Genomic DNA, 19,118 nt, shown 5'->3' with positions numbered 1-19,118 from the left:
AAAGACTGGGAAAAAACGATGGACGAAACGCTGTATCTCTCTCTGTTGGCGATTTTTTTGCTCGCAGGATTTGTGAAAGGGGTGACCGGGATGGGCTTGCCGACGGTTTCCATGGGGCTGTTGGGAACGATGATGCCGCTGCCGGTTGCCGCCGCGCTGCTGGTGACGCCATCGTTTGTCACGAACGTGCTGCAGCTTTTTTCGGGCCCATCGGTGTACCGTATCACCCGGCGTCTGTGGCTGATGATGGTATTGATTGTGGTGGGGACGGTGGCAGGATCGTCGCTGCTGATCGCTATCGACCCGGCCTGGTCCGCATTTGGGCTGGGCGCTGCGTTAGTGATTTATGCTCTCTATGCGTTAATTGCACCGGTGTTGGTCGTGCCTGTCGCCCAGGAAAAATGGCTGTCTGCGTTAACCGGCGCGGTTACCGGCGTGATCACCGGGGCCACCGGCGTCTTTGTTATGCCCGCTGTACCTTTTTTGCAATCACTACCGCTGACGAAAGAAGAGCTGGTTCAGGCGCTGGGCCTGTCATTTACCGTGTCGACAGTGGCGATGGCCATCGGGTTATACCAACACGATGCCCTGCAAATCCCGCAGTTTTCACTGTCACTGCTGTCGACTATCCCGGCGCTGCTGGGCATGTGGATTGGGCAAAAGGTGAGGGGGCGCATTGGGGCGAAACAGTTCCGGCGCTACTTTTTGCTGTTTCTGATGGTGTTGGGGGCGGAGTTGTTGTCTCGCCCATTGATGTAACTGCCTGGGGATGTGCTCAGAGCTCGCCGGGTCAGAGGCCATTCTTCTCCCGGCGCGATAAAAAATCAGCCTGTCAGCGCTGACGCGAGGAAGGGCTCCATTTTTTCCGGAGTGGTGAAAGGGGCAAAACGCTTAAGTGGCTTGCCGTCGCGGCCGATCAGGAACTTGGTGAAATTCCACTTGATTCGACCGCCCAGCACGCCCGGCAGTTGGTCTTTCAGATAACGAAATACCGGATGCGTAGCGGCACCGTTGACCTCAATTTTCTCAAACATTGGGAAGCTCACACCGTAGTTGACGTGGCAGGTCTGCGCGATGTCATCGGCGCCGCCGGGTTCCTGCTTGCCAAACTGGTTGCAGGGGAATCCCAGGATCACCAGCCCTTGGCTGGCGTACTTTTTGTAGAGGGCTTCAAGGCCCGCATACTGCGGCGTGAAACCGCAATGACTGGCGGTATTTACCACCAAAACCAGCTTACCCGCATAGTCGGCCATTGAAACAGGCTCGCCCCGCAGGCTGGTGGCAGTGAGTTGGTGAAAAGGGGTCATGGTAGCGTCCTTAAAGCAGATTCAGTTTGCTGCGCCGCACAGCCTGTGATGTCTTAATCAATCGCGAGGTCGCTCTACAAGCATAGCCTCATCGCGGTGAGCCACAATATCAGCCTTACGCTCGGCCGTAATAGCCGCCAAAAAAAGCACTGGGCGGCTTATTTTTTCTCCCCAACATCTGCCAGTGCTTCACGTAAGTACTGCATCAACACCGTCACCCTTACCGGGGTGAACTGGCGAGATGGCCGGACGATCGACAGCGGCAGAGGAGGGGGCGCATAGCGCTCAAGTACCGGAACTAACGCGCCGCCGCGCAGCGCCTCTTCGACGATATACCATGGTAACATCGCAATCCCCATGCCCTGGATAGCCGCTTCCCGCAGCACATCGCCATTGTTGGCGGCCAATGGCACCCGGACATCCAGTTCCTGGCCACCGCTGGCAAACTCCCACTCATCGCGGGTAGAGAGCAGCGAGTAATGCAAACAGTGGTGGTGCTTTAATTCTTCCGGTGATTCTGGCTTGCCATGCGTTTTGAGGTAATCCGGCGAAGCGCAATACAGCCGCGGCATCATGGCGATGGAGGAGCTGACTAACGATGAATCCTGCAAATTCCCGATGCGCAGCGACAGGTCGATGCCTTCATTGAGCAAATCGCTGACCCGATCTTCTAACTGCAAGGTCACGGTAATCTGCGGATACTTCTTCAAAAACGCGGGCAGCAACGGCGCCAGTTTTTGGGTGCCAAAACTCAATGGTGCACCCAGGCGAATGATACCGCTGTAGGTTTCCTGAGCGCAGTTAAGCCTTTCTTCCGCCTGCTCAAGCGCGCCTAAAATCCCTAACACGTCCTGATAGAATTGTTGCCCACTGGGCGTCAAGTCAAGCTGGCGGGTAGTGCGGTTAATGAGCTTCACGCCCAGTGCCGTTTCCAGCGCGGACACCCGGCGACTGATGGCTGCACTGCTGGCATCAAGCTGTACGGCAGCATTATAAAAGCTGCCGTTTTCTACCACGGCGACAAAGCTACGGAGTGAGATGAGATCGTATTCTTTCATTTTGCGTAATAGTGTCTTACCTGAGCCCTGATTTATCTGCATGAACCTCGTGCCTATCATACATGCATCAGACATACACCGAGGATCATCTATTATGGCTAGTCATTATCGTAAAAAAGGCGCGGAGCTGCTGCATTATCTGCCAGCCAGTGAATATCATCCAGCGAACACCTATTTTCATTTCTCATTCGCCAACTATTACGACCCCGACAATATGCATTATGGCGTGCTGCGGGTCGTCAACGATGATGATGTGAAACCGCACAGCGGCTTTGATAAACATCCACATAAGGATATGGAAATTGTCAGTTATCTTGTGAAGGGCAATCTGACCCACTGGGATAGCGCGACACAGGTGGAAGATGTGTTGAGCCGTGGGCATGTGCAAACGGTCACCGCAGGCAACGGCGTGTGGCACTCGGAGCTGAACAACCATGATGATTGGTGTCGTTTCCTGCAAATCTGGATCCTGCCGCCAAAACAAGGATTGGAGGTGCGTTATGAAAACCATAAATTCACCGACGAAGACCGTGAGAATAAGCTGCTGCATATCGTAGGGAGTTTGCAAAACGACGATGATGCGCCGCTGCATCTGAATCAGGACGTGAATATGTTTGTCAGTGAACTGACCGACAGCGCGGCTGAGGTGACCTATGAGCTTAAAGCTGGCCGCCAGGCGTATATCAACAGTATTGAAGATAGCGTGAATGTCGAAGGGATTGTAACGCTGGATGAACGTGATTCACTTGAAGTCGTCGGGCCAATGACGCTGACTTTTAAAGCGAAAGAGCAGCACGCGCACATTATCATTATTGAAATGGGCGAGTGGGCAGACGCGAATTAAGCGATTCGAGGCAGCAAGACTAACGCTCCACCGGCAAAGGCGGGGCGTTTGGGGTTAGACAGCCAGTGCCTTTTACATCAACCAATGCCGCATTATCTGGCTCATTCGGCCACTTAACTTCCCCTCCAAAGCGTCAATCTTGGTAGGTTAACGCCAGAGCAATACTCACCTAAGCTATCCTTCGGTATTTTTGCTAGAGGGATTTTGCTATGTCAGTATCGAGACATCCTGGATGGGGCTGCGTTGTCGTGCTTGGCGTTACGCTTTTGGGAGGATGTCTTCCCTATCCGAGGGAAAGGCCGGGTTATCTTGATCTTTGCGAAAGCGTGCATAATTTTACGGTTAATACACCAGGCGGTAAGCGAGAGATCGTGCTGGAAACTTATCTCTACGACCACGCTATTCCTGGCCGATATATGCCTGAGAAACGAAGCAGTTTCACTCTTCCTTATGTTCAGGGGCCCGAGGCCAGGCCAGAATTTTATGTGCAGCTGATTGCTTATAACAAAGGCCGTCAGCGGCCTTCCCGCCCAGGGAGTAAGGGGCAGCCAGCGGTACCGATTATTATCGACACGCGCCAGGCCTATATCGACCTGGGCGATGGGCACCGACAGAACGCGCGCCCAGAGGTTTATCTGGGTACCACATCCTTCCCGTATGATTTCCCCGAAGAAAATGAAAAATACGCGAGACCATCGCCTTATGACATCAACAGCGATGAGGTTCATCGCAATGTCCCGCGCATTACCAATAACGATGACTACGGTTCAGCGTATGTGGTCTTTAAAATTTATAACGCCTACGCCAATGAGAAATGGTCCATTCACTTAGGTAATCTTGACGTTAATGGGGTGAAAGTCGCGGTGCCCGCACTGAAGCTTTGTTATCAACCTACGCGGAAATGGATTGGGATTGAGCCGCTGATGCGCCCATAAGTAGAAGACAAACGGCGGTATCTCAGGGGGAGTGATTCCTCCTGAGAACGGGGGCGTTAATGCTCTTCGGGTTCGTCTTGTGCGGCTAAAGATGTCGTGCTCAGTTTCAGCCGCATGAAATCAATAAATGCCCTGGTTTTGGCCGGCAGGTAACGCCTGTCTGCAAAAATAGCGAACAATTGTAGCGGTGCCGCCGGCAGTTCACATTCAATCTCGATTAACCGTCCATCGTTGATAAAAGGCAGGCAGGCTTGTTTTGATAAAATGGCAAACCCGACGCCAGCGAGCGCAGCGCGTCCCGCCATCTCTCCGCTGTTGACCCGATAATGGCTTTTGACCTTAATGGTCTCGAATCCCCCTTTTTTATTGACGAACTGCCAGGGCGCACCTTTCAGCGCACTTACCGTGGTAATACAAGGTAGTTCTGTAAATTGCTGAGTATGAGAAGGGGTTCCATAACGCTCAATGATGGAAGGGGCGGCAACAATAGTGCAGGGGATCGTCATGAGATGACGGGCGATGTAATCACTGTCATCCATCTGACCACGAGTAATCATGACCGCTAAGTCCAGATCCTCGCGTAGAGATTCAAAACCGGACAAATTCGTGACGCAGCTGATCTCCAGATCCGGATACTGACAGGCAAACTCAGCCACCACAGATCCCAGTAAAGCGGGGCCGATTTCATTCGGAATACTGAGGCGTAACGGGCCCTTGAGCTGCATTTGCCGCAACGTTAATTCGGTTTCGGTTTGCTCGAGCGCCTCGAGTAAGGGCTTCGCACGGGTGTAGAGCAGGTGCCCCGCTTGAGTGAGCTTCATATGTCGGGTGCTGCGCTCAATGAGCTTAAGATTCAGCTTTTCTTCTAACTGAGCAATACAGCGGCTTACATTGGATGTCGGCATTTCAAGGTTTTTTGCTGCGCCGACAAAACTTTCACCTTCTACCACCGCAATGAAGACTTTCAGGGTATTAAAATCAAGAGCTGGACGCATCGATTATCCCATAGATGATAATAATAAGTGCCATTTTTACCATCTAATGTGCGTCATTGATAGTAGTTAAACTTGGACATCTTTCATTTCTGGAGTGGCTTGCAATGTCGCCGGTTATACCGATGTTTGATCCTAAAGCCCTGATGCGGATAGCCATGGTGATGGCATTTATCCAGTTTACTCATGCGTTGGAATATATGCTGTTCAACCCAGTATTTACTTTTATGGCGGCCGACTTCGCTGTTCCCGTATCCTATTCAGGTTATGTCTCCGGTATGTACACTTCGGGTGCGGTTATTTCCGGTGTTATCGCGTTTTACTGGATGAGGCGCTGTAATCAAAAACGCTTTTTATTTATCAATATGGCGCTGTTAGGACTCCTGACGCTGTTGACGACATTCACGTCCAGTTTTGGTCTTCTGCTTACGCTCCGGTTCTGTGCCGGATTGGTGGGCGGCACGACAATGGGCGTTGGGATCGGAATATTGATCAATCTCGCCCCCGCTAATTTGCGTGGAAAAATGCTGGCGACGGTGATTGCGTCATTTTCGCTGGTCAGTATTTTCGGCATGCCGGCGATATTAGTAGTGTGTACTCAGTATGGCTGGCATGCCGCTTTGTGGTTAATCAGTATCCTGTGTTTATTATCGTTGCCGCTGATAATTTCTATTATTCCCCAGGATCCGGTTTCTGTTGTCACGCTCCACGCACCGTCTCTCGATGCAGATACCTTCCTGTTTGCCTCCAGTAATGCGCTGGTACAGTTTAGTCCCATGCTGGTCATCCCGATTCTGGTCCCCTTGATGACCCAACAATTAGGCGCTTCACAAGACCTGCTACCCTGGCTTTTCTTTTGCGGCGGCGTTACCGGCTATTTATCTACCAAAATAACAGGGGTATTCACGACTCGTTATTCTGCTTGGGTTCTGGCGAGCGCCTCAACTTTTGTATTTATACTGAGTTTACTCATACCCATGCTGGGCTATCAGCAGGCGGCGTTATTTATTACCGTATTTCTTGGTGCGTCATACAGTCGTCTGGTGTCATCTGCAACGGTTTCTATTCAGTTCCCTGAGAACGTTCAAAGAGCGGGATTCTCGTCATTGCAAACATCAATAATGTATTTGATGACCACCGCTGCATTTTTCCTCTCCGCATTTCTCTTACCCGATCACAGCATAGAGCCGGAAAATATGAATGTGTTGCTGGTGGTTTGCGCAATTTCCGCGGCAGGATTCCCCATTCTGGTGATTATTCTGCAAAAGAAATTGGCTAAACGTATCCACTCATCAGACATGAAAAAAGCCGTTGAAAGGTAGGGGGAGATAAACGAACTTTTACTTCGGGATTATCGAACCATTGCGGATCTCTGGATGCAAAAAAGCCGCGAGCAGTTTCCTACTCACGGCTTCTGCATGGGAGACGCTGCGTGCGGGTATTTAGGCCGCTTTAACGGCGCTGATTTTTTTACTGGCAGACGTCTCTGAATCTGACATATCGTCTTCCGTTGGGCTATTGAGTTCTGGAAGCTTGCTGGTACGCAGAATATGCTGCACGGCAACTTTCTGCTCGGCAAAATACAGACCCAGATCTTCGGCCAGAGTTTCATCCAGCGGCTTCCCGCTTTGCAACAGCAAGTCGGTAAACGCCTCTGCCATATCGAGCAGTCTGTCGTAAGCGTCAGCCTCTTTCTTACTGGCAAATGTCATTTTCTCTTCACCTTTTCTGACAACAACAAATTTTGTTTCAACAGCCATTATGTGCCCCTTTAACTGTAATTATATCCAGTGTATCAGATTCCGAATCTGTGTGGCAGGGATTATGTGTAGATATTTATAGCGAAAGGGCAAGCCGTCGATTGCCATTAACACAGCAGCTGTCTGCGCCTGATACTGCGCAGGCAAACTCACAGAGCTAAAGGTCCGCTGTGAGCGAGGAGCGGACCTTCTGTTTGAAATAGCCCTTCAGGCTGTCATTATCCATCAAAACCCTAGCCATTTTTAATGAAGGAGTTCGCATGCTAAAGGTCATTGCCGAAGATTTTATCAAACCTGAATGCGTCGACACCGTTCTCCCTTTATACCGCGAGCTCATCGCGGCAACGAAACGAGAACCTCTGTGTATTGCTTATGATTTGTATCGAGATGAAAAGGATCCGGGGCATTTTATTTTCATTGAAGAATGGCCTGACCGGGCGGCACTCGATGCACATTGCGCCAGCGAGCATTTCACTCGGCTTGTTCCTTTGATTGATCAATACGCGCGTAAAGCCGCGCAGTATATACTCATGGATGGTCTGGTGGACCCTGAGAGATAAGGTCTGATATTGGCACACAGCAGCCGTTATGACCAACACTCGTCATAAGAAGGGGAGTTATGCGCAAATTTTGTTGACGAGGGTGAAGTGATTTGCAAACGGTCGCTATGTTTTGCGAGATGATAAAACCCATCAGGGATGGCTGGAGCCATATTTTCGCTGTCACACTGTGAAGTTAAAATTGCATGACGCCAGCCGTCCATTGAAAACCCGTCGCCTCGGGGATTTTACGGGGTGATATCAGCTTTAAATCTGCGCCATACCGCCGTCAACAAACAGTTCTGTGGCATTGATAAAACTGGCGGCATCAGAAGCCAGAAATGCAACGGCTTTGCCAACTTCTGCAGGCTCACCAATCCGGCCCAACGGAACCTGTGCCGCCAGTGCATCAAACAGGCCCTGACGCTCTTCCTCGGCAACCAGCCCCTCTAATCCAGGCGTTTTGACCGGACCCGGACTCACGACATTCACCCGAATACCACGACCCTGCAAGTCCAACGCCCATGAGCGGGCAAAGTTTCTCACTGCGGCTTTACTGGCGCTGTACACGCTAAAGTTAGCCGTCCCTTTTACCGAAACGGTGGAGGCGGTGAGGATAATGGATGAACCGGCACCCAGCAGTGGCAGCGCTTTCTGGACGGTGAATAAGACGCCGCGAACATTAATCCCGAAAATCCGGTCAAAATGTTCTTCGGTTATAGCGCCCAGCGGCAGCATATCTCCGCCACCGGCGTTAGCAAACAAAATGTCCAGACGCCCAGACTCTTCTGCAATCTGCGCGTAAACCTTATCCAGGTCGTCAAGACGGGAGACATCAGCCTGAATCCCCGTAGCCGACGTGCCGATCAACGCGATGGCCGCATCCAGTTCCTGCTGACGACGCCCGGTGATGTAGACTTTTGCCCCCTGCGCCGCCAGTTCCTGAGCGCTGGCAAGACCGATTCCTGTGCTGCCGCCCGTGACCAGGGCAATTTTGTCTGAAAGTGGTTTACTCATGATTCATTTCCTCGGCGTTGTTTCGAATTGGCCGTCATTCAGCCTGTGAACACACTCTAGCCACAGAGGTATTATTGATAAATGAGTAAAAATGGAAAACACTCTTTCTACAGGTGAATAATTAGATGTCATACGGAGAAACAGAACGTGGATCAGTTAATGGCTATGCGTGCGTTTACGCGGGTGGTGGAAACCGGCAGTTTTACGCGGGCAGCGGATTCGCTGAATCTGCCGAATGCCACCTTAAGTAAGCTGGTTAAATCACTGGAGGCCCATCTCGGTGTGCGTCTTTTACATCGCACAACCCGGCGCGTCGTCGCAACGCCAGAGGGGCAGGACTATTATGAAAAAGCCTCTCGGGTGCTCATTGATATTGAGGAGATAGACACTTCGTTTAGCGCCTTGCAGAGCAGACCTAAGGGGTATCTGCGTATTGATGTCGGCGGCTCTACCGCACGTGAAGTCCTGATCCCGGCGTTACCGGATTTTTTGCAGCGCTATCCGGAAATCAAAATCGATTTAGGCGTGTCCGACAGGCCGGTGGATCTTATTAGCGGAAATGTGGACTGTGTCATCCGTGGTGGCTCTCTTGATGACTCATCGTTAATCGCCCGTCATATTGGCGATGCCCCGATGGTGACCTGCGCCACGCCGGGATACTTGAAAGCCGCTGGCGTACCTGCGTATCCGGATGAATTAAGAAATGGACATAAGCTGGTGAGCTATTTGTCTCCGCTGACGGGCAGAGCCTTTCCTTTTCGCTTCATCGTAGAAGGTGAAATGCGGGAGATGAAGATGCAGCATCACATCGGGGTTAACGAAAGTAATGCGCATTTGGCTGCGGCCGTGGCAGGGATGGGAATTATCCAGACCTTTTGCTATGCGGCGAAAGATGAACTGAACAACGGCACACTTGTTGAGATCCTACAGGCATGGCGTCCCGCGAGTTATCCTTTTTATGTCGTTTATCCGCAGAACAGGTACATGACGCACCGGTTACGAGTGTTTATTGACTGGCTAATCGAGGTATTCCCAGCGGCACTGCGGGGGTACCGATAAACATACCGCTGACGACTATCCGCCCTCGGCGGTCATACGCTTTGAGAGAACTGCGGACATTATGTTTCAGCAATATGCAGATGATATGTAGGATTGGCAGGTGTCAGGCATTACTGGCCTAAACGCTCTAGAAATTCACAGGAACTTGCCCGGGTTCTTGTCTGCTGTAAGGCATCTGTTATTCTGGCTGGGTTTGCAGGATAACAAGGAGGTAACATGTTGAACCCTGGGTTCGTGTCCAGTAGAGCACTTCTTCAATGGAAAGATAAACCCGTTTTCTTGCCCCAGTTTCAGTTCCATGAAAAACATCAGACAGTCATCAGGACGCACTCGCCTGAAAAAATTCTGCCGTTAATTGCGACATTCGATATTCAGCAGGACGCGGTCATCCGGCTATTGATGTCCGTACGGCAACTTCCGCAAAAATTCCGGCGCAATAAACAACCACATGTGGTTACCCGCTTTGGCCTGGACAGTTTTACGCTTCTGGAAAAGTCAGCATCTGAGCTCTGCTATGGGTTGCGCGGGCAATTCTGGCGGGCTGATTTCGGCCTGGAAAACGCGCCGGATACTGACGCTTATCTGGCGCCAGTGATGCCGGGCAGCGCGAAGCTCTTGTTGCGCTATCGGGTAAGAAAAGTGAAAGAAGGGCAATTTGAGCTGCAAACTGAGACGTTTATTTACTGCCCAGATCGAGCGACTCAGCTGAAAATGACGGCTTACTGGCTGGCAATTCGGGCGGGTAGCGGGTGGATTCGAAAAAGGACGCTTAAGGCTGTTAAGTCCGCTATTTGATAACAAAAACAGGCGCAAGGCATCGTCTGTGTCGAGTGAGGCGCAAAAGCGTGCAATCGCTCTCATCGCTGATAACGGCAGCATCCGTGGCAGAATAAGACGTATTGCTGTTCAATCTATCCACGGTACAGGTTCACCAAGATAAGTATGCGTGCAGCAGCGGCAACTCACCTCAACGTCCTTGCCCGTAATTGAAGTGTTTACCTGTTGAAGAACTCCATTCTCATCAACAAACAGACCTGGATAAAAACTGCTTTCCCCAATACAGACTAAATCCTTTCGCTGATGCTCATGTAGCGCGACCAACCAGAATACAGGCTCAGTGGTGTCAAGACGTCCACATACTTCGCTGAATATTTCATCCCAAGGTTTGCCAATCTGTTTGATCAGAAAATAAAACAATGGTGAATAGTCTCGGCCACGGTTCTGTTTGCTATGCATTGACTCGCGTTTTGCCAGTTGCTCATCTCCGACTTTTTTACGATTGCGCTCCCAGCGATACTTAGCACCTGGATTATTAGAATGGTGCGGCGTAGTTGTGTTGATGCTGCGATAGAGTTTGCGGGACTTATTCAGTTGATGAGTACGCATAGCCCGATCCCGTTCATCCTTTATTCTGTGAGTTGGTAACCTTTGCCGTCGCGAGATTCAATAGCGGGTGGCTGCGTAAAAAACATGCTTAAAGGCCATCTCATTTTGCTGAAATACCTTCCCACTGACCACTACCAGAATTTCGCTCCTGGCACATGGCGGACATTGCTGACTGAGTTGAAAGTCAACTATGAGCTAAAAGCGAAACATACCTCAACTCAGCGCAACGTTGCTCCTGAACCTGTCAGCCTTAATCAAGCTGATGGGTGATGAGCGTCGGAAATCGTTCAGATTCAGGAAGAGTTCAGCGCCATCCTGAAAAGGCTTGATGGCGTCAGTCCCGTTGCGTTCCGTCATACTTTGGTTCTTACGGCTTGTGTCACCTACCTCACTACGCACATTGGCCTTCCCGAGACCGGCTCGGGATGAATTTCCGCCTCAACGCAAAATACCGATTTCAGGAGCTCCGGCTTCATGACTTCTTCTGGCGTGCCCTGCGCCATTATCCGTCCATTTGCGAGCACCACGAGACGATCGCAGTATCGGCTTGCCTGATTCAGGTCGTGTAATACCGCCACGACCGTTTTCCCTCGGGCTTTGAGTTCCCCCATCAGGTGCATCAGCTCAACCTGATGGTTGATGTCCAGGTACGTTGTCGGCTCGTCAAGCAGAACGACCGGGGTATCCTGCGCCATCACCATTGCCAAAAATGCGCGCTGGCGCTGACCGCCGGAAAGATCGGTTAACCGTCGTTCGGCGAGATGATCGACCTGGGTCTGGCGCATGGCTGCATTGACCCGTGCATTGTCTTCAACGGAAAGACGTCCCCACAGTGTCAACCACGGGTTGCGACCGTACGACACCAGCTCCCGGACGGTGATCCCCTCTGGCGTTAAATGGTGCTGCGGCAGCAGTGCCAGCCTGCGGGCCAGCTGGCGTGATGAAAACGCATTGATGGGATTATCGCCAAGAAATATCGTTCCAGATTGCGGCGTTTGCAGCCGCGAAAAACAGTTTAACAGCGTCGATTTCCCGCAGCCGTTGGGGCCGAGCAGAGCGGTGATCTTCCCCGCAGGCAGGGCGAGTGAAACGCCGTCAAGCACCTTGTTTGTACCGTAATGGACCGTCAAGTTTTCAGTTCGTAATGTCATTTATCGCATTCTCACAAGCAGCCAGACAAACCACGGTGCGCCGATAATGGCGGTCAGCACGCCAGCCGGAAGTTCCAGTGGGGGATGAATCACTCGCGCCATCAGGTCAGCAATTACCAACAGCAACGCACCGGTCAGGGCCGAAACGGGTAGTAGCCAGCGGTGACGGCCACCGGTGATGCTGCGTACCATATGCGGCACGACGAGGCCAACAAAGCTAATTGGGCCGCAGACGGCCACGCCGGTCGACGTCATGGCGACAGCCAGTAGCAAAGCGTGGAACCGGGTACGAGACACCGACACCCCGAGCGTGGTGGCGCGCGCATCGCCCAGAGCCAAAAGATCGAGATCGCGGCAAAAAAACAGGCTCAGCGGCAGAAACACAAGCAACAGCGGGACGGCAATCCTCACAAAGCTCCAGTCGCGGCCCCATAAGCTGCCGGTCAGCCAGAGCAGAGCGCTGTTCACATCTTGCGGGTGCGAGAGCATGAGATAATCGGTCAGGCTTGCCCAGCAGGCAGAAAGCGCAACACCCGTGAGCGCCAGCTTCATTGGCTGGCGGATATTCGCCAGTATTTTCAGCAGGACAAGGCCCACCATGCCACCGGTAAAGGCCAACAATGGCAGTGCAATCACCGGTAGCGATGGTAAGAGAAGCAGTGCGCCTACAGAGGCCAGGCTGGCGGCGTGGTTGACGCCGAGGATATCCGGTGATGCCAGAGGATTACGCACGATCCCCTGCACCAGAACGCCTGCTACCGCGAGGCCGGCACCGACGAACAGTGCCAGCAGCAGACGCGGCAGGCGGTACGTCGTTAACACATAATGATACTCGCGCCCGGTTTGCCAATCGGTCAGCAGGGCGCGCCAGGGAACGGAGATCACGCCCATTTGCAGCGACAGAGCCGAAAATCCTGCCAGCGCGAGGACGATGAAAATGACGAGCGTAATTTTCATCCCCGCCTCCTGACCAGCCAGACAAAGCAGGGCGCGCCAACCAGCGCCACCACTGCTCCTGCGGGCAACTCGCCAGGGAAGGCCAGCGCTCTGGCCAGAACATCCGCCAGCAGCATCAGCGTGGCACCCATAAGCATGCTCATTGGCAGGACCTTGCGCTGATCGAATCCCACCCAGAAGCGCGCGAGATGCGGTATCAGCAGGCCGATAAACGCCACCGGACCGGCCACGCTGACGCAGGTGCCTACCAGAAGCAGTACCAGAATATTGATTGTCAAACGTAGCTTCGGCAGATTCACCCCCAGCGTGCGGGCGGTGCTGTCGCTGACGTTAAGCAGGTTCAGCTGATTCGCCAGCAACATGACCACCGGTACCGAAACCACCACCATCAGGAAAAGCGGCCAGAATTCCTGCCAGCCTGCGTGGGATACGCCCCCCGCTAGCCAGTACAAAATGCCGTAGGCGTGATCTTCCGTCAGCAGCAGGGTGATGCGAGTCAGGGCCATACAAAAAGCCGAAAACGCGATCCCTGCGAGGATCAGTTTGTTTCGGTCTTGAGTATGGCGAAACCCGCCGCCTGCGGTCATCACCAGCAGCCAGCTTACGCCACCGCCGCAGGCCGCGATAAAAGCGATGGAGTAACCCGTGACGGGCGTAGGGATGATAGCGCTGGTAAGCGCCATTGCCAGCGCCGCGCCGCTGTTAATGCCGAGTAGCGAAGGGGAGGCCATTGAATTCTGTGTCAGGGTCTGCAGCAGCGTTCCCGCGAGAGCCAGACTCGCACCGATCAGGATAGCGACCAGGCTGCGCGGCAGACGAAGGTTTTGCACCAGCGCTTGTGCAAGCGTCGGCGTATGACCGGGCATCAGGGCGTGAATGGCATCAACGCCAGAAACAGGAATGGCCGAGTAGCAAAACAGACTCAGCCAGAAAATGACAATAAGCGCGGCAAGGGGAAATCCCCACTGCAGCGCCGGATGTTTGAGTACTGTCATTTCACATCGGATAAAGGCTGGTGATGAAAGATTTTTACCGTGTCGCTGGCAATACGTTCGGCCGCGAAAATGCCGCGCATCCGCGCCCAGGCGTTACTGTCGACGGAAGCCGTTTGCTGTTTTTGCGCAGCCGTTAACATCTGCCACAGCGGATCTTGCTGCCAGCGCTTCACGATGCTCTCGTCGCGATAGTGCGCGACCAGCAGCCATTCAGGATTGAGCGCCAGCAGCTGTTCAAATCCGATGGATGGCATAGACGCACCCGCTATTGCTGTAGGCACGCTCAGCCCCAGAGAGGTCAGGACGCTCCCGGTATAAGTCTCCTGCGTGTGAAGGTTGAACTGCTGCTCCCGAGACGTACCGAACAGCACTAGCGTGCCTTTTGGCAACTGGTTAGCCCACGTTGACATCTGTTGTTTATGTTGAGCCAGGCGCGACTGCATCTGTGCCTTTTTGCCGATGACTTCGCCGATGATGGCCGCAGACTGAAGATTTTCAGCGTAGGTTTCATTGCGAGACTTCAGCAGCAGCACCGGTGCGATTTGCTGTAAGGCGCTATAAATACCCGCATGGCGGCTGCTATCGGCAATGATCAGGTCCGGTTTCAGCGCGCTGATAGCTTCTAAACTCGGCTGCGCACGCGTGCCGACAGACTGCCAGGGGTTCAGATGGGTGCGGACCTCGGGCAGAATACGCGTGGCATCGTTATCGTCGGCAATGCCGACCGGGCTGACATCGACGGCGGCCAGCGCGTCCGCGAACGACAGTTCCAGCACCACTATCCGCTGTGGCGTTTTATCAAGCGTAAAGGTGCCATGTTCGTCCTGAACCGTGGCGGCAAAGACGTGGCCGGTAATCAGCAGCAGAGCGGCAAATAGGGTGCGTAATGGTGTGAACATGTGAATTGCCTATGTCGAGTGGTGCTTCGCTAACCCGGCCTGCAAAACAGGATGCAGGCCGGGCAACCGGGATTTAGAACTTCAACGACCCCTGCATATACAACGTGCGCGGCTGGCCTGCGTAGATGCCTTTGTTGTTGTCGTCATAAGAGCGGGTGAAATACGCCTGGTCGAAGATATTTTTCACGCCGAACGCAAGGTTCAGATCTGCCATCTGCGGACCAAAGTCATAGCCTACGCGTGCGCCCCAGAGCATGAAGCCAGGGATGCGGCCGGTGCTACCGTCGGCGCTCTCTTTAACGGTGTTGGCGTTATCCGCAAATTGACTGGACTGGAAATCGCTGTTCAGGTTAAAGGTCCAATTGCCCGGTTTATAGTCCACGCCCAACGTGCCTTTGTGTTTCGGCGAGAACGGCACCTGGTTACCGTAGGTGTCGCCTTTCTCGCGGATCTCGGCGTCCACATACGCATAGCTTGCGTAGATGGAAACGTTGTCGAGCGTTGGCGTCAGCGTGCCGAGGTCATAGCGAGCCTGAGTCTCCAGTCCGGAATGGCGCGTTTTGCCGCGTGCGGTAACGGTGTCGTTGGTCTGGTTGGAGTCGTACTGATTATTAAAGTTAATCAGGAACAGCCCCATTTCCGCCGTCAGCGCGCCATCGTCGTATCGGGTTCCAAGCTCCCAGGTTCGCGCTTTTTCCGGTTCCACATTGCCGCTTTGCACAGCCTTGCCAATTTGGCTGTACTGTACGGTGCCGAATGAGCCTTCGGTGTTTGCATAAAGATTCCAGCTGTCAGTCAGGTGATAGAGTACGTTGAGTGCCGGAAGCGGCGCGTTATAGCTCACTTCCTCATGCGTACCTTTGATGGCGTTGTTCTGATATGACTCGATATGTTCAAAGCGCATACCCGGTGTGATTGTCCAGTTGCCAACATCAATTTTGTCATCCAAATACCAGGCATGAGCTTCGGTGCCGGAACGGGTGTCGCGATCGTAAGGGCTGGCGTTGGACGGCAGCTGTCCGCTGCTGGTTGCGGTGTAGTAACGCATTTCATGCGTTGATTCGCTCACATAGCGATATCCTACGCCCACTTCATGCGCGGAGGAGCCAAGCATAAAGCTCTGGCTGTAGCGGGGTTCAATGCCGCGTACCCAGTAGTTGCGCGGTGAGAGGGTGGTACGTTTGCCCTGTTCCAGATACCCGCTGCGCAGGGTTTCGGTGTAGAAGCCCTGAATATTGAACTTATGCTGGTTGTCCGGCTGGAACTGATAACCGAGGCTTGCCAGTTTGCGACGCCCCCAGAAGCGATCGTTTGGACGCGTAGATTGCCAGCGGTCGGCGTCGTAATCCGCACGGGACAGGCCGCCGGGCATATCGGCTTCACCGTCGTAGTATTGCAGCAGGCTGTTGAAGGTATGCACCTCATTTGGGGCATATTTGCTTTTCAGCATCAGGTCATCGATGCGCGTGGCGCTGTGTTCGCGCCAGTCGCTGCCGCGTGTGCCGGAGTAAAGCAGGGCGGTACCAAAACCGTTATCCGCCGTGCCGCCGACCATCAGATTGTGCGTCTCTTTGGGATTGTTTTGCGAAGAAGTTGGACTGAGCTGCCCCTCCATCCCGGCTTCGATACCGAAATCTTGTGGAATCGCGCGGGTGACAAAGTTCACCACGCCGCCTACGCTTTGCGGCCCATAACGCACCGCGCCACCGCCGCGTACCACGTCGATGGCATCCATATTTCCGAGCGAGACAGGCGCCAGTGAAAGCTGTGGCTGACCGTAAGGCGCAAACGGTACGGGAATACCGTCCATCAGTACAGTTGAGCGGCTAGCGAGGCGCGGGTTGAGGCCGCGAATACCAAAATTCATCGCCAGATCGTGGCTGCCGGTACCGTTGTTTTCCGGCGCGGTAACACCCGGGATGCGGTTCAACACGTCGCGCATGGCTGTCGCACCGGTTTTGGCGAAATCCTCACGGCGGATAACGTCACGCGCGCCAGCATGTTCGAATACGTCATTTTCGCGCGCGTCGCCCAGCCAGTCGCCCACAACCGTTAGCGCATCTTCTTGTGGTGCAGGAACGTGTTCAAGCGTCCAGCTGTTATTCCCTAACGGTTTCACCTGCAGACCGCTGCCCTGGAGCAGTTGCTGCAAACCACTTTCAACATCGTAATCGCCGTGCAAACCGTTGCTCTGTTTGCCGCGCGTCAAGTTGGCGTCAACAGACAGGGTAATGCCGCTGTGTGCAGCATATTGGTTTAGTGCTTTGTCGAGTGAGCCTGGCGCGATATCAACTTGTGCTGCGAAAGCGGATAACGAGAGGCCTGCTAGCGGCAGCAGGCTCAGGCGAATGGCGTTAACCAAAGGTGTTGTTTTGCTAAAAACGCGTAAAGGCGTCATACCTTCTCCATCATCATTTTTGTTGTGTTCAGCTATGAGTCGAATGAGAAGAGGAAAAAGGACAATAAAAATGAGAATTATTTTTCTTACAATGCCAAAATATTGACCCAATACCGCGTAACTGACTGAATTTTAACTGGAAGAGTCTTGGCGATAATATCCAAAATGGCATCGGTATTTTTTAGCGGGAAAGTCCCACTCAGGCGCAGCCCGGCGACTGCCGGATCGCAGCGCAGCACGCCGTTGCGATAACGGCTCAGCGTGGTAATCACTTCACCCAGCGGTGTATCACTGAAGCTCAGAACGCCCTGAGTCCAGCTCGCACTTTCATCATCCGTCGAGGTTACTACGCCAAATTCAGACGCGCTAAACGGCAGGCTTTGGCCCGCGTTTACAATGCGTTTTTCTTGTGGATGGTTTGCCAGCAAGACTTCAACAGCGTGTTGCTGAACGGCAACGCGAGTGACGCCGTCTTGCTGATAGACGGTAAATTCTGTGCCTAACGCGGTGAGCTGGCCCTGGCGGGTCATCACGCGGAAAGGTCGCTGTTGAGCATCTTTTGCGGTGGTGATGGCAATTTCGCCGTACCAGAGGTGGACGGTGCGCTGATGTGTATCAAAATGCACGTCCGCTGCGCTTTGTGTGTTGAGCGTCAGCAGCGAGCCATCTTCGAGCCGCTGATGGCTGATCGCGCCTTTGGCGGTGCGGTAGTCTGCGCGCAGACCTTCACCGGTTTCAGATTGCCAGAGCTGCCAGCTGCCACCCGCGCCGAGCAGGAGCAGCAGCCCTTTCATGACGTGACGGCGAGTCAGGCGAGTATCGTGAAGCGCCCGGCTGGCGACCTCGCCTGGAACGTGACTGAGCTGGTTACGCAGGTTTTCAACCTGTTGCCAGGCCCACTGATGATCCTTGTCCTCTTCATACCATTGCTGCCAGCGTGCTTCCTGCTGCGGACTGACGCGCTCGCTGCTCAATACGGCATACCAGTGTGATGCGGAGCGCAATGCCTGACGGCGAGAATCGGTGATAGACACGTTCACAGGCCATGCTCCAGACGAAACAACAGACAATGTTCGATAGCCTTTGCCATATACTTTTTCACCGAGCTAACGGAGATACCGAGCTTCAGCGCGATATCGCTATATGTCAGACCATCGAGCTGCGAAAGCAGGAATGCTTCGCGTGTTTTTCCATTTAGGCCGTCAAGCATGCTGTCGACGAGCTGCAGGGTTTCGAGCTGGCTTTCGCGTTCCTCGGGCGAAGGTACCAGCCCCTCCGGCATCAGCGCCAACATCTCCAGATAGGCTTTTTCCAGCGCGTTTCGGCGAAACAGGTCAACCATCACGCGTTTGGCGATAGTGCACAGGAAAGAGCGAGGATCGCGGATTGTTGAGAGCGTGTCGTTGCCCATTACCCGTAGAAACGTGTCCTGTGCAATGTCATCTGCATCAAAGGCAGACTGGAGCTTTCGCGTCAGCCAGCTTTTCAGCCAGCCGTGATGCGAGCCATAAAGCGACTCGAGCGTTAAGGAAGCAGTAATAGTGGCGCGGTCAGACATGCGGAGTGTATCAAAAGTTAATTATCACGCGGTTATACTAATATGAGAATGGTTATCATTTCAATTAAAAATAAAATGGTAGGATGATGAAATTTTTAATGTTCTGTTTTTTATATAAATGCTGTGAGGTCGGTACTGGATAGGGAAAGATGAGCCGCTTCTGGCACGCGCTGTCTCCGCGTCCCTGTTCTGGCTAATTAGCGAAACCGACAGGCAACAGGGACACCAAGGCAGCTCCTTACAACTGCCAACAGCGTGGCAGT

20 protein-coding genes are annotated in these 19,118 nt (G+C 53.2%); 7 read left to right on the top strand and 13 right to left on the bottom strand.

The window, feature by feature from the left end:
- The first annotated feature begins 18 nt into the window (after positions 1-18).
- Entirely contained in the window at positions 19-759 is a 741-nt protein-coding gene (locus KP80_RS09250; RefSeq protein WP_052283348.1) for a sulfite exporter TauE/SafE family protein, read from the top strand.
- Positions 760-824: 65 nt separating this feature from the next.
- Here KP80_RS09250 and KP80_RS09245 read toward each other — a convergent pair whose 3' ends face one another.
- Positions 825-1,307: a glutathione peroxidase gene (locus KP80_RS09245; RefSeq protein ID WP_052283347.1), complete on the bottom strand. Its 483-nt coding sequence runs from the start codon at positions 1,305-1,307 to the stop codon at positions 825-827.
- Between the two features lie 158 nt (positions 1,308-1,465).
- The gene (locus KP80_RS09240) at positions 1,466-2,407 is read right to left on the bottom strand and encodes a LysR family transcriptional regulator (RefSeq protein ID WP_231625918.1); all 942 of its coding nucleotides are present in this window, start codon (positions 2,405-2,407) and stop codon (positions 1,466-1,468) included.
- Between the two features lie 52 nt (positions 2,408-2,459).
- Between KP80_RS09240 and KP80_RS09235 the strand changes: the two genes are divergently transcribed.
- Both KP80_RS09235 and KP80_RS23320 read left to right on the top strand, forming a co-directional pair.
- Entirely contained in the window at positions 2,460-3,209 is a 750-nt protein-coding gene (locus KP80_RS09235) for a pirin family protein (protein ID WP_052283345.1), read from the top strand.
- 248 nt (positions 3,210-3,457) lie between these two features.
- Positions 3,458-4,144 (top strand): hypothetical protein, encoded by a 687-nt coding sequence (locus KP80_RS23320; protein ID WP_231625917.1) that lies wholly within the window; start codon positions 3,458-3,460, stop codon positions 4,142-4,144.
- Positions 4,145-4,200: 56 nt separating this feature from the next.
- Here the strand turns inward: KP80_RS23320 and KP80_RS09225 are convergent, their stop codons facing one another.
- Positions 4,201-5,139 carry a LysR family transcriptional regulator gene (locus KP80_RS09225; RefSeq protein ID WP_052283343.1) on the bottom strand — a complete coding sequence of 313 codons (939 nt, stop codon included), beginning with the start codon at positions 5,137-5,139 and terminating at the stop codon, positions 4,201-4,203.
- 104 nt (positions 5,140-5,243) lie between these two features.
- Here KP80_RS09225 and KP80_RS09220 point away from each other — a divergent pair, with 104 nt between their 5' ends.
- Complete coding sequence (locus tag KP80_RS09220; protein ID WP_052283342.1) at positions 5,244-6,458, top strand: MFS transporter; 1,215 nt, start codon at positions 5,244-5,246, stop codon at positions 6,456-6,458.
- A 120-nt stretch (positions 6,459-6,578) separates the two neighbouring features.
- On the opposite strand, the gene KP80_RS09215 is transcribed toward KP80_RS09220, so the two are convergent.
- The gene (locus KP80_RS09215) at positions 6,579-6,896 is read right to left on the bottom strand and encodes a YebG family protein (protein ID WP_052283341.1); all 318 of its coding nucleotides are present in this window, start codon (positions 6,894-6,896) and stop codon (positions 6,579-6,581) included.
- 260 nt (positions 6,897-7,156) lie between these two features.
- Between KP80_RS09215 and KP80_RS09210 the strand changes: the two genes are divergently transcribed.
- Positions 7,157-7,456, top strand: coding sequence for a putative quinol monooxygenase (locus KP80_RS09210; RefSeq protein WP_052283340.1), 300 nt, complete (start codon positions 7,157-7,159; stop codon positions 7,454-7,456).
- A gap of 246 nt (positions 7,457-7,702) precedes the next feature.
- On the opposite strand, the gene KP80_RS09205 is transcribed toward KP80_RS09210, so the two are convergent.
- Positions 7,703-8,452, bottom strand: a complete 750-nt coding sequence (locus tag KP80_RS09205; protein ID WP_052283339.1) for an SDR family NAD(P)-dependent oxidoreductase — start codon at positions 8,450-8,452, stop codon at positions 7,703-7,705.
- Between the two features lie 147 nt (positions 8,453-8,599).
- Between KP80_RS09205 and KP80_RS09200 the strand changes: the two genes are divergently transcribed.
- Both KP80_RS09200 and KP80_RS09195 read left to right on the top strand, forming a co-directional pair.
- The gene (locus KP80_RS09200; protein WP_052283338.1) at positions 8,600-9,511 is read left to right on the top strand and encodes a LysR family transcriptional regulator; all 912 of its coding nucleotides are present in this window, start codon (positions 8,600-8,602) and stop codon (positions 9,509-9,511) included.
- A 216-nt stretch (positions 9,512-9,727) separates the two neighbouring features.
- The gene (locus KP80_RS09195) at positions 9,728-10,306 is read left to right on the top strand and encodes a hypothetical protein (RefSeq protein ID WP_052283337.1); all 579 of its coding nucleotides are present in this window, start codon (positions 9,728-9,730) and stop codon (positions 10,304-10,306) included.
- Between the two features lie 111 nt (positions 10,307-10,417).
- Here the strand turns inward: KP80_RS09195 and KP80_RS09190 are convergent, their stop codons facing one another.
- The 8 genes from KP80_RS09190 to fecI all read right to left on the bottom strand — a co-directional run bounded on the left by KP80_RS09190 (position 10,418) and on the right by fecI (position 18,855).
- Positions 10,418-10,897: a hypothetical protein gene (locus KP80_RS09190; RefSeq protein ID WP_052283336.1), complete on the bottom strand. Its 480-nt coding sequence runs from the start codon at positions 10,895-10,897 to the stop codon at positions 10,418-10,420.
- Positions 10,898-11,280: 383 nt separating this feature from the next.
- A complete protein-coding gene (gene fecE / locus KP80_RS09185) occupies positions 11,281-12,048 on the bottom strand; it encodes a Fe(3+) dicitrate ABC transporter ATP-binding protein FecE (protein WP_052283335.1) in 768 nt (255 codons plus the stop codon).
- The gene (gene fecD / locus KP80_RS09180; protein WP_052283334.1) at positions 12,049-13,005 is read right to left on the bottom strand and encodes a Fe(3+) dicitrate ABC transporter permease subunit FecD; all 957 of its coding nucleotides are present in this window, start codon (positions 13,003-13,005) and stop codon (positions 12,049-12,051) included.
- Positions 13,002-14,000, bottom strand: a complete 999-nt coding sequence (fecC, locus tag KP80_RS09175) for an iron-dicitrate ABC transporter permease FecC (RefSeq protein ID WP_052283333.1) — start codon at positions 13,998-14,000, stop codon at positions 13,002-13,004. Before fecC ends, fecD begins: the two co-directional genes overlap by 4 nt.
- A complete protein-coding gene (locus KP80_RS09170; RefSeq protein WP_052283332.1) occupies positions 13,997-14,899 on the bottom strand; it encodes a Fe(3+) dicitrate ABC transporter substrate-binding protein FecB in 903 nt (300 codons plus the stop codon). Before KP80_RS09170 ends, fecC begins: the two co-directional genes overlap by 4 nt.
- Before the next feature lie 73 nt (positions 14,900-14,972).
- The gene (gene fecA / locus KP80_RS09165; protein ID WP_052283331.1) at positions 14,973-17,297 is read right to left on the bottom strand and encodes a TonB-dependent Fe(3+) dicitrate receptor FecA; all 2,325 of its coding nucleotides are present in this window, start codon (positions 17,295-17,297) and stop codon (positions 14,973-14,975) included.
- An 86-nt stretch (positions 17,298-17,383) separates the two neighbouring features.
- Entirely contained in the window at positions 17,384-18,337 is a 954-nt protein-coding gene (gene fecR, locus KP80_RS09160; protein ID WP_052283330.1) for a ferric citrate uptake sigma factor regulator FecR, read from the bottom strand.
- Positions 18,334-18,855 (bottom strand): ferric citrate uptake sigma factor FecI, encoded by a 522-nt coding sequence (gene fecI, locus KP80_RS09155; protein ID WP_052283329.1) that lies wholly within the window; start codon positions 18,853-18,855, stop codon positions 18,334-18,336. Before fecI ends, fecR begins: the two co-directional genes overlap by 4 nt.
- Between the last annotated feature and the right edge of the window lie 263 nt (positions 18,856-19,118).

This window comes from Kluyvera genomosp. 1, assembly GCF_001266615.1.
GTDB lineage: Bacteria > Pseudomonadota > Gammaproteobacteria > Enterobacterales > Enterobacteriaceae > Kluyvera > Kluyvera cryocrescens_A.
This window is presented reverse-complemented; position numbering and strand designations above follow the sequence as displayed.

Bases quoted from the DNA above. Each gene is read 5' to 3' on its own strand.
- KP80_RS09250 (WP_052283348.1), top strand. From the start codon at position 19: ATGGACGAAACGCTGTATCTCTCTCTGTTGGCGATTTTTTTGCTCGCA.
- KP80_RS09245 (WP_052283347.1), bottom strand. From the start codon at position 1,307: ATGACCCCTTTTCACCAACTCACTGCCACCAGCCTGCGGGGCGAGCCT.
- KP80_RS09240 (WP_231625918.1), bottom strand. From the start codon at position 2,407: ATGCAGATAAATCAGGGCTCAGGTAAGACACTATTACGCAAAATGAAA.
- KP80_RS09235 (WP_052283345.1), top strand. From the start codon at position 2,460: ATGGCTAGTCATTATCGTAAAAAAGGCGCGGAGCTGCTGCATTATCTG.
- KP80_RS09225 (WP_052283343.1), bottom strand. From the start codon at position 5,139: ATGCGTCCAGCTCTTGATTTTAATACCCTGAAAGTCTTCATTGCGGTG.
- KP80_RS09220 (WP_052283342.1), top strand. From the start codon at position 5,244: ATGTCGCCGGTTATACCGATGTTTGATCCTAAAGCCCTGATGCGGATA.
- KP80_RS09215 (WP_052283341.1), bottom strand. From the start codon at position 6,896: ATGGCTGTTGAAACAAAATTTGTTGTTGTCAGAAAAGGTGAAGAGAAA.
- KP80_RS09210 (WP_052283340.1), top strand. From the start codon at position 7,157: ATGCTAAAGGTCATTGCCGAAGATTTTATCAAACCTGAATGCGTCGAC.
- KP80_RS09205 (WP_052283339.1), bottom strand. From the start codon at position 8,452: ATGAGTAAACCACTTTCAGACAAAATTGCCCTGGTCACGGGCGGCAGC.
- KP80_RS09195 (WP_052283337.1), top strand. From the start codon at position 9,728: ATGTTGAACCCTGGGTTCGTGTCCAGTAGAGCACTTCTTCAATGGAAA.
- KP80_RS09190 (WP_052283336.1), bottom strand. From the start codon at position 10,897: ATGCGTACTCATCAACTGAATAAGTCCCGCAAACTCTATCGCAGCATC.
- fecE (WP_052283335.1), bottom strand. From the start codon at position 12,048: ATGACATTACGAACTGAAAACTTGACGGTCCATTACGGTACAAACAAG.
- fecD (WP_052283334.1), bottom strand. From the start codon at position 13,005: ATGAAAATTACGCTCGTCATTTTCATCGTCCTCGCGCTGGCAGGATTT.
- fecC (WP_052283333.1), bottom strand. From the start codon at position 14,000: ATGACAGTACTCAAACATCCGGCGCTGCAGTGGGGATTTCCCCTTGCC.
- KP80_RS09170 (WP_052283332.1), bottom strand. From the start codon at position 14,899: ATGTTCACACCATTACGCACCCTATTTGCCGCTCTGCTGCTGATTACC.
- fecA (WP_052283331.1), bottom strand. From the start codon at position 17,297: ATGACGCCTTTACGCGTTTTTAGCAAAACAACACCTTTGGTTAACGCC.
- fecI (WP_052283329.1), bottom strand. From the start codon at position 18,855: ATGTCTGACCGCGCCACTATTACTGCTTCCTTAACGCTCGAGTCGCTT.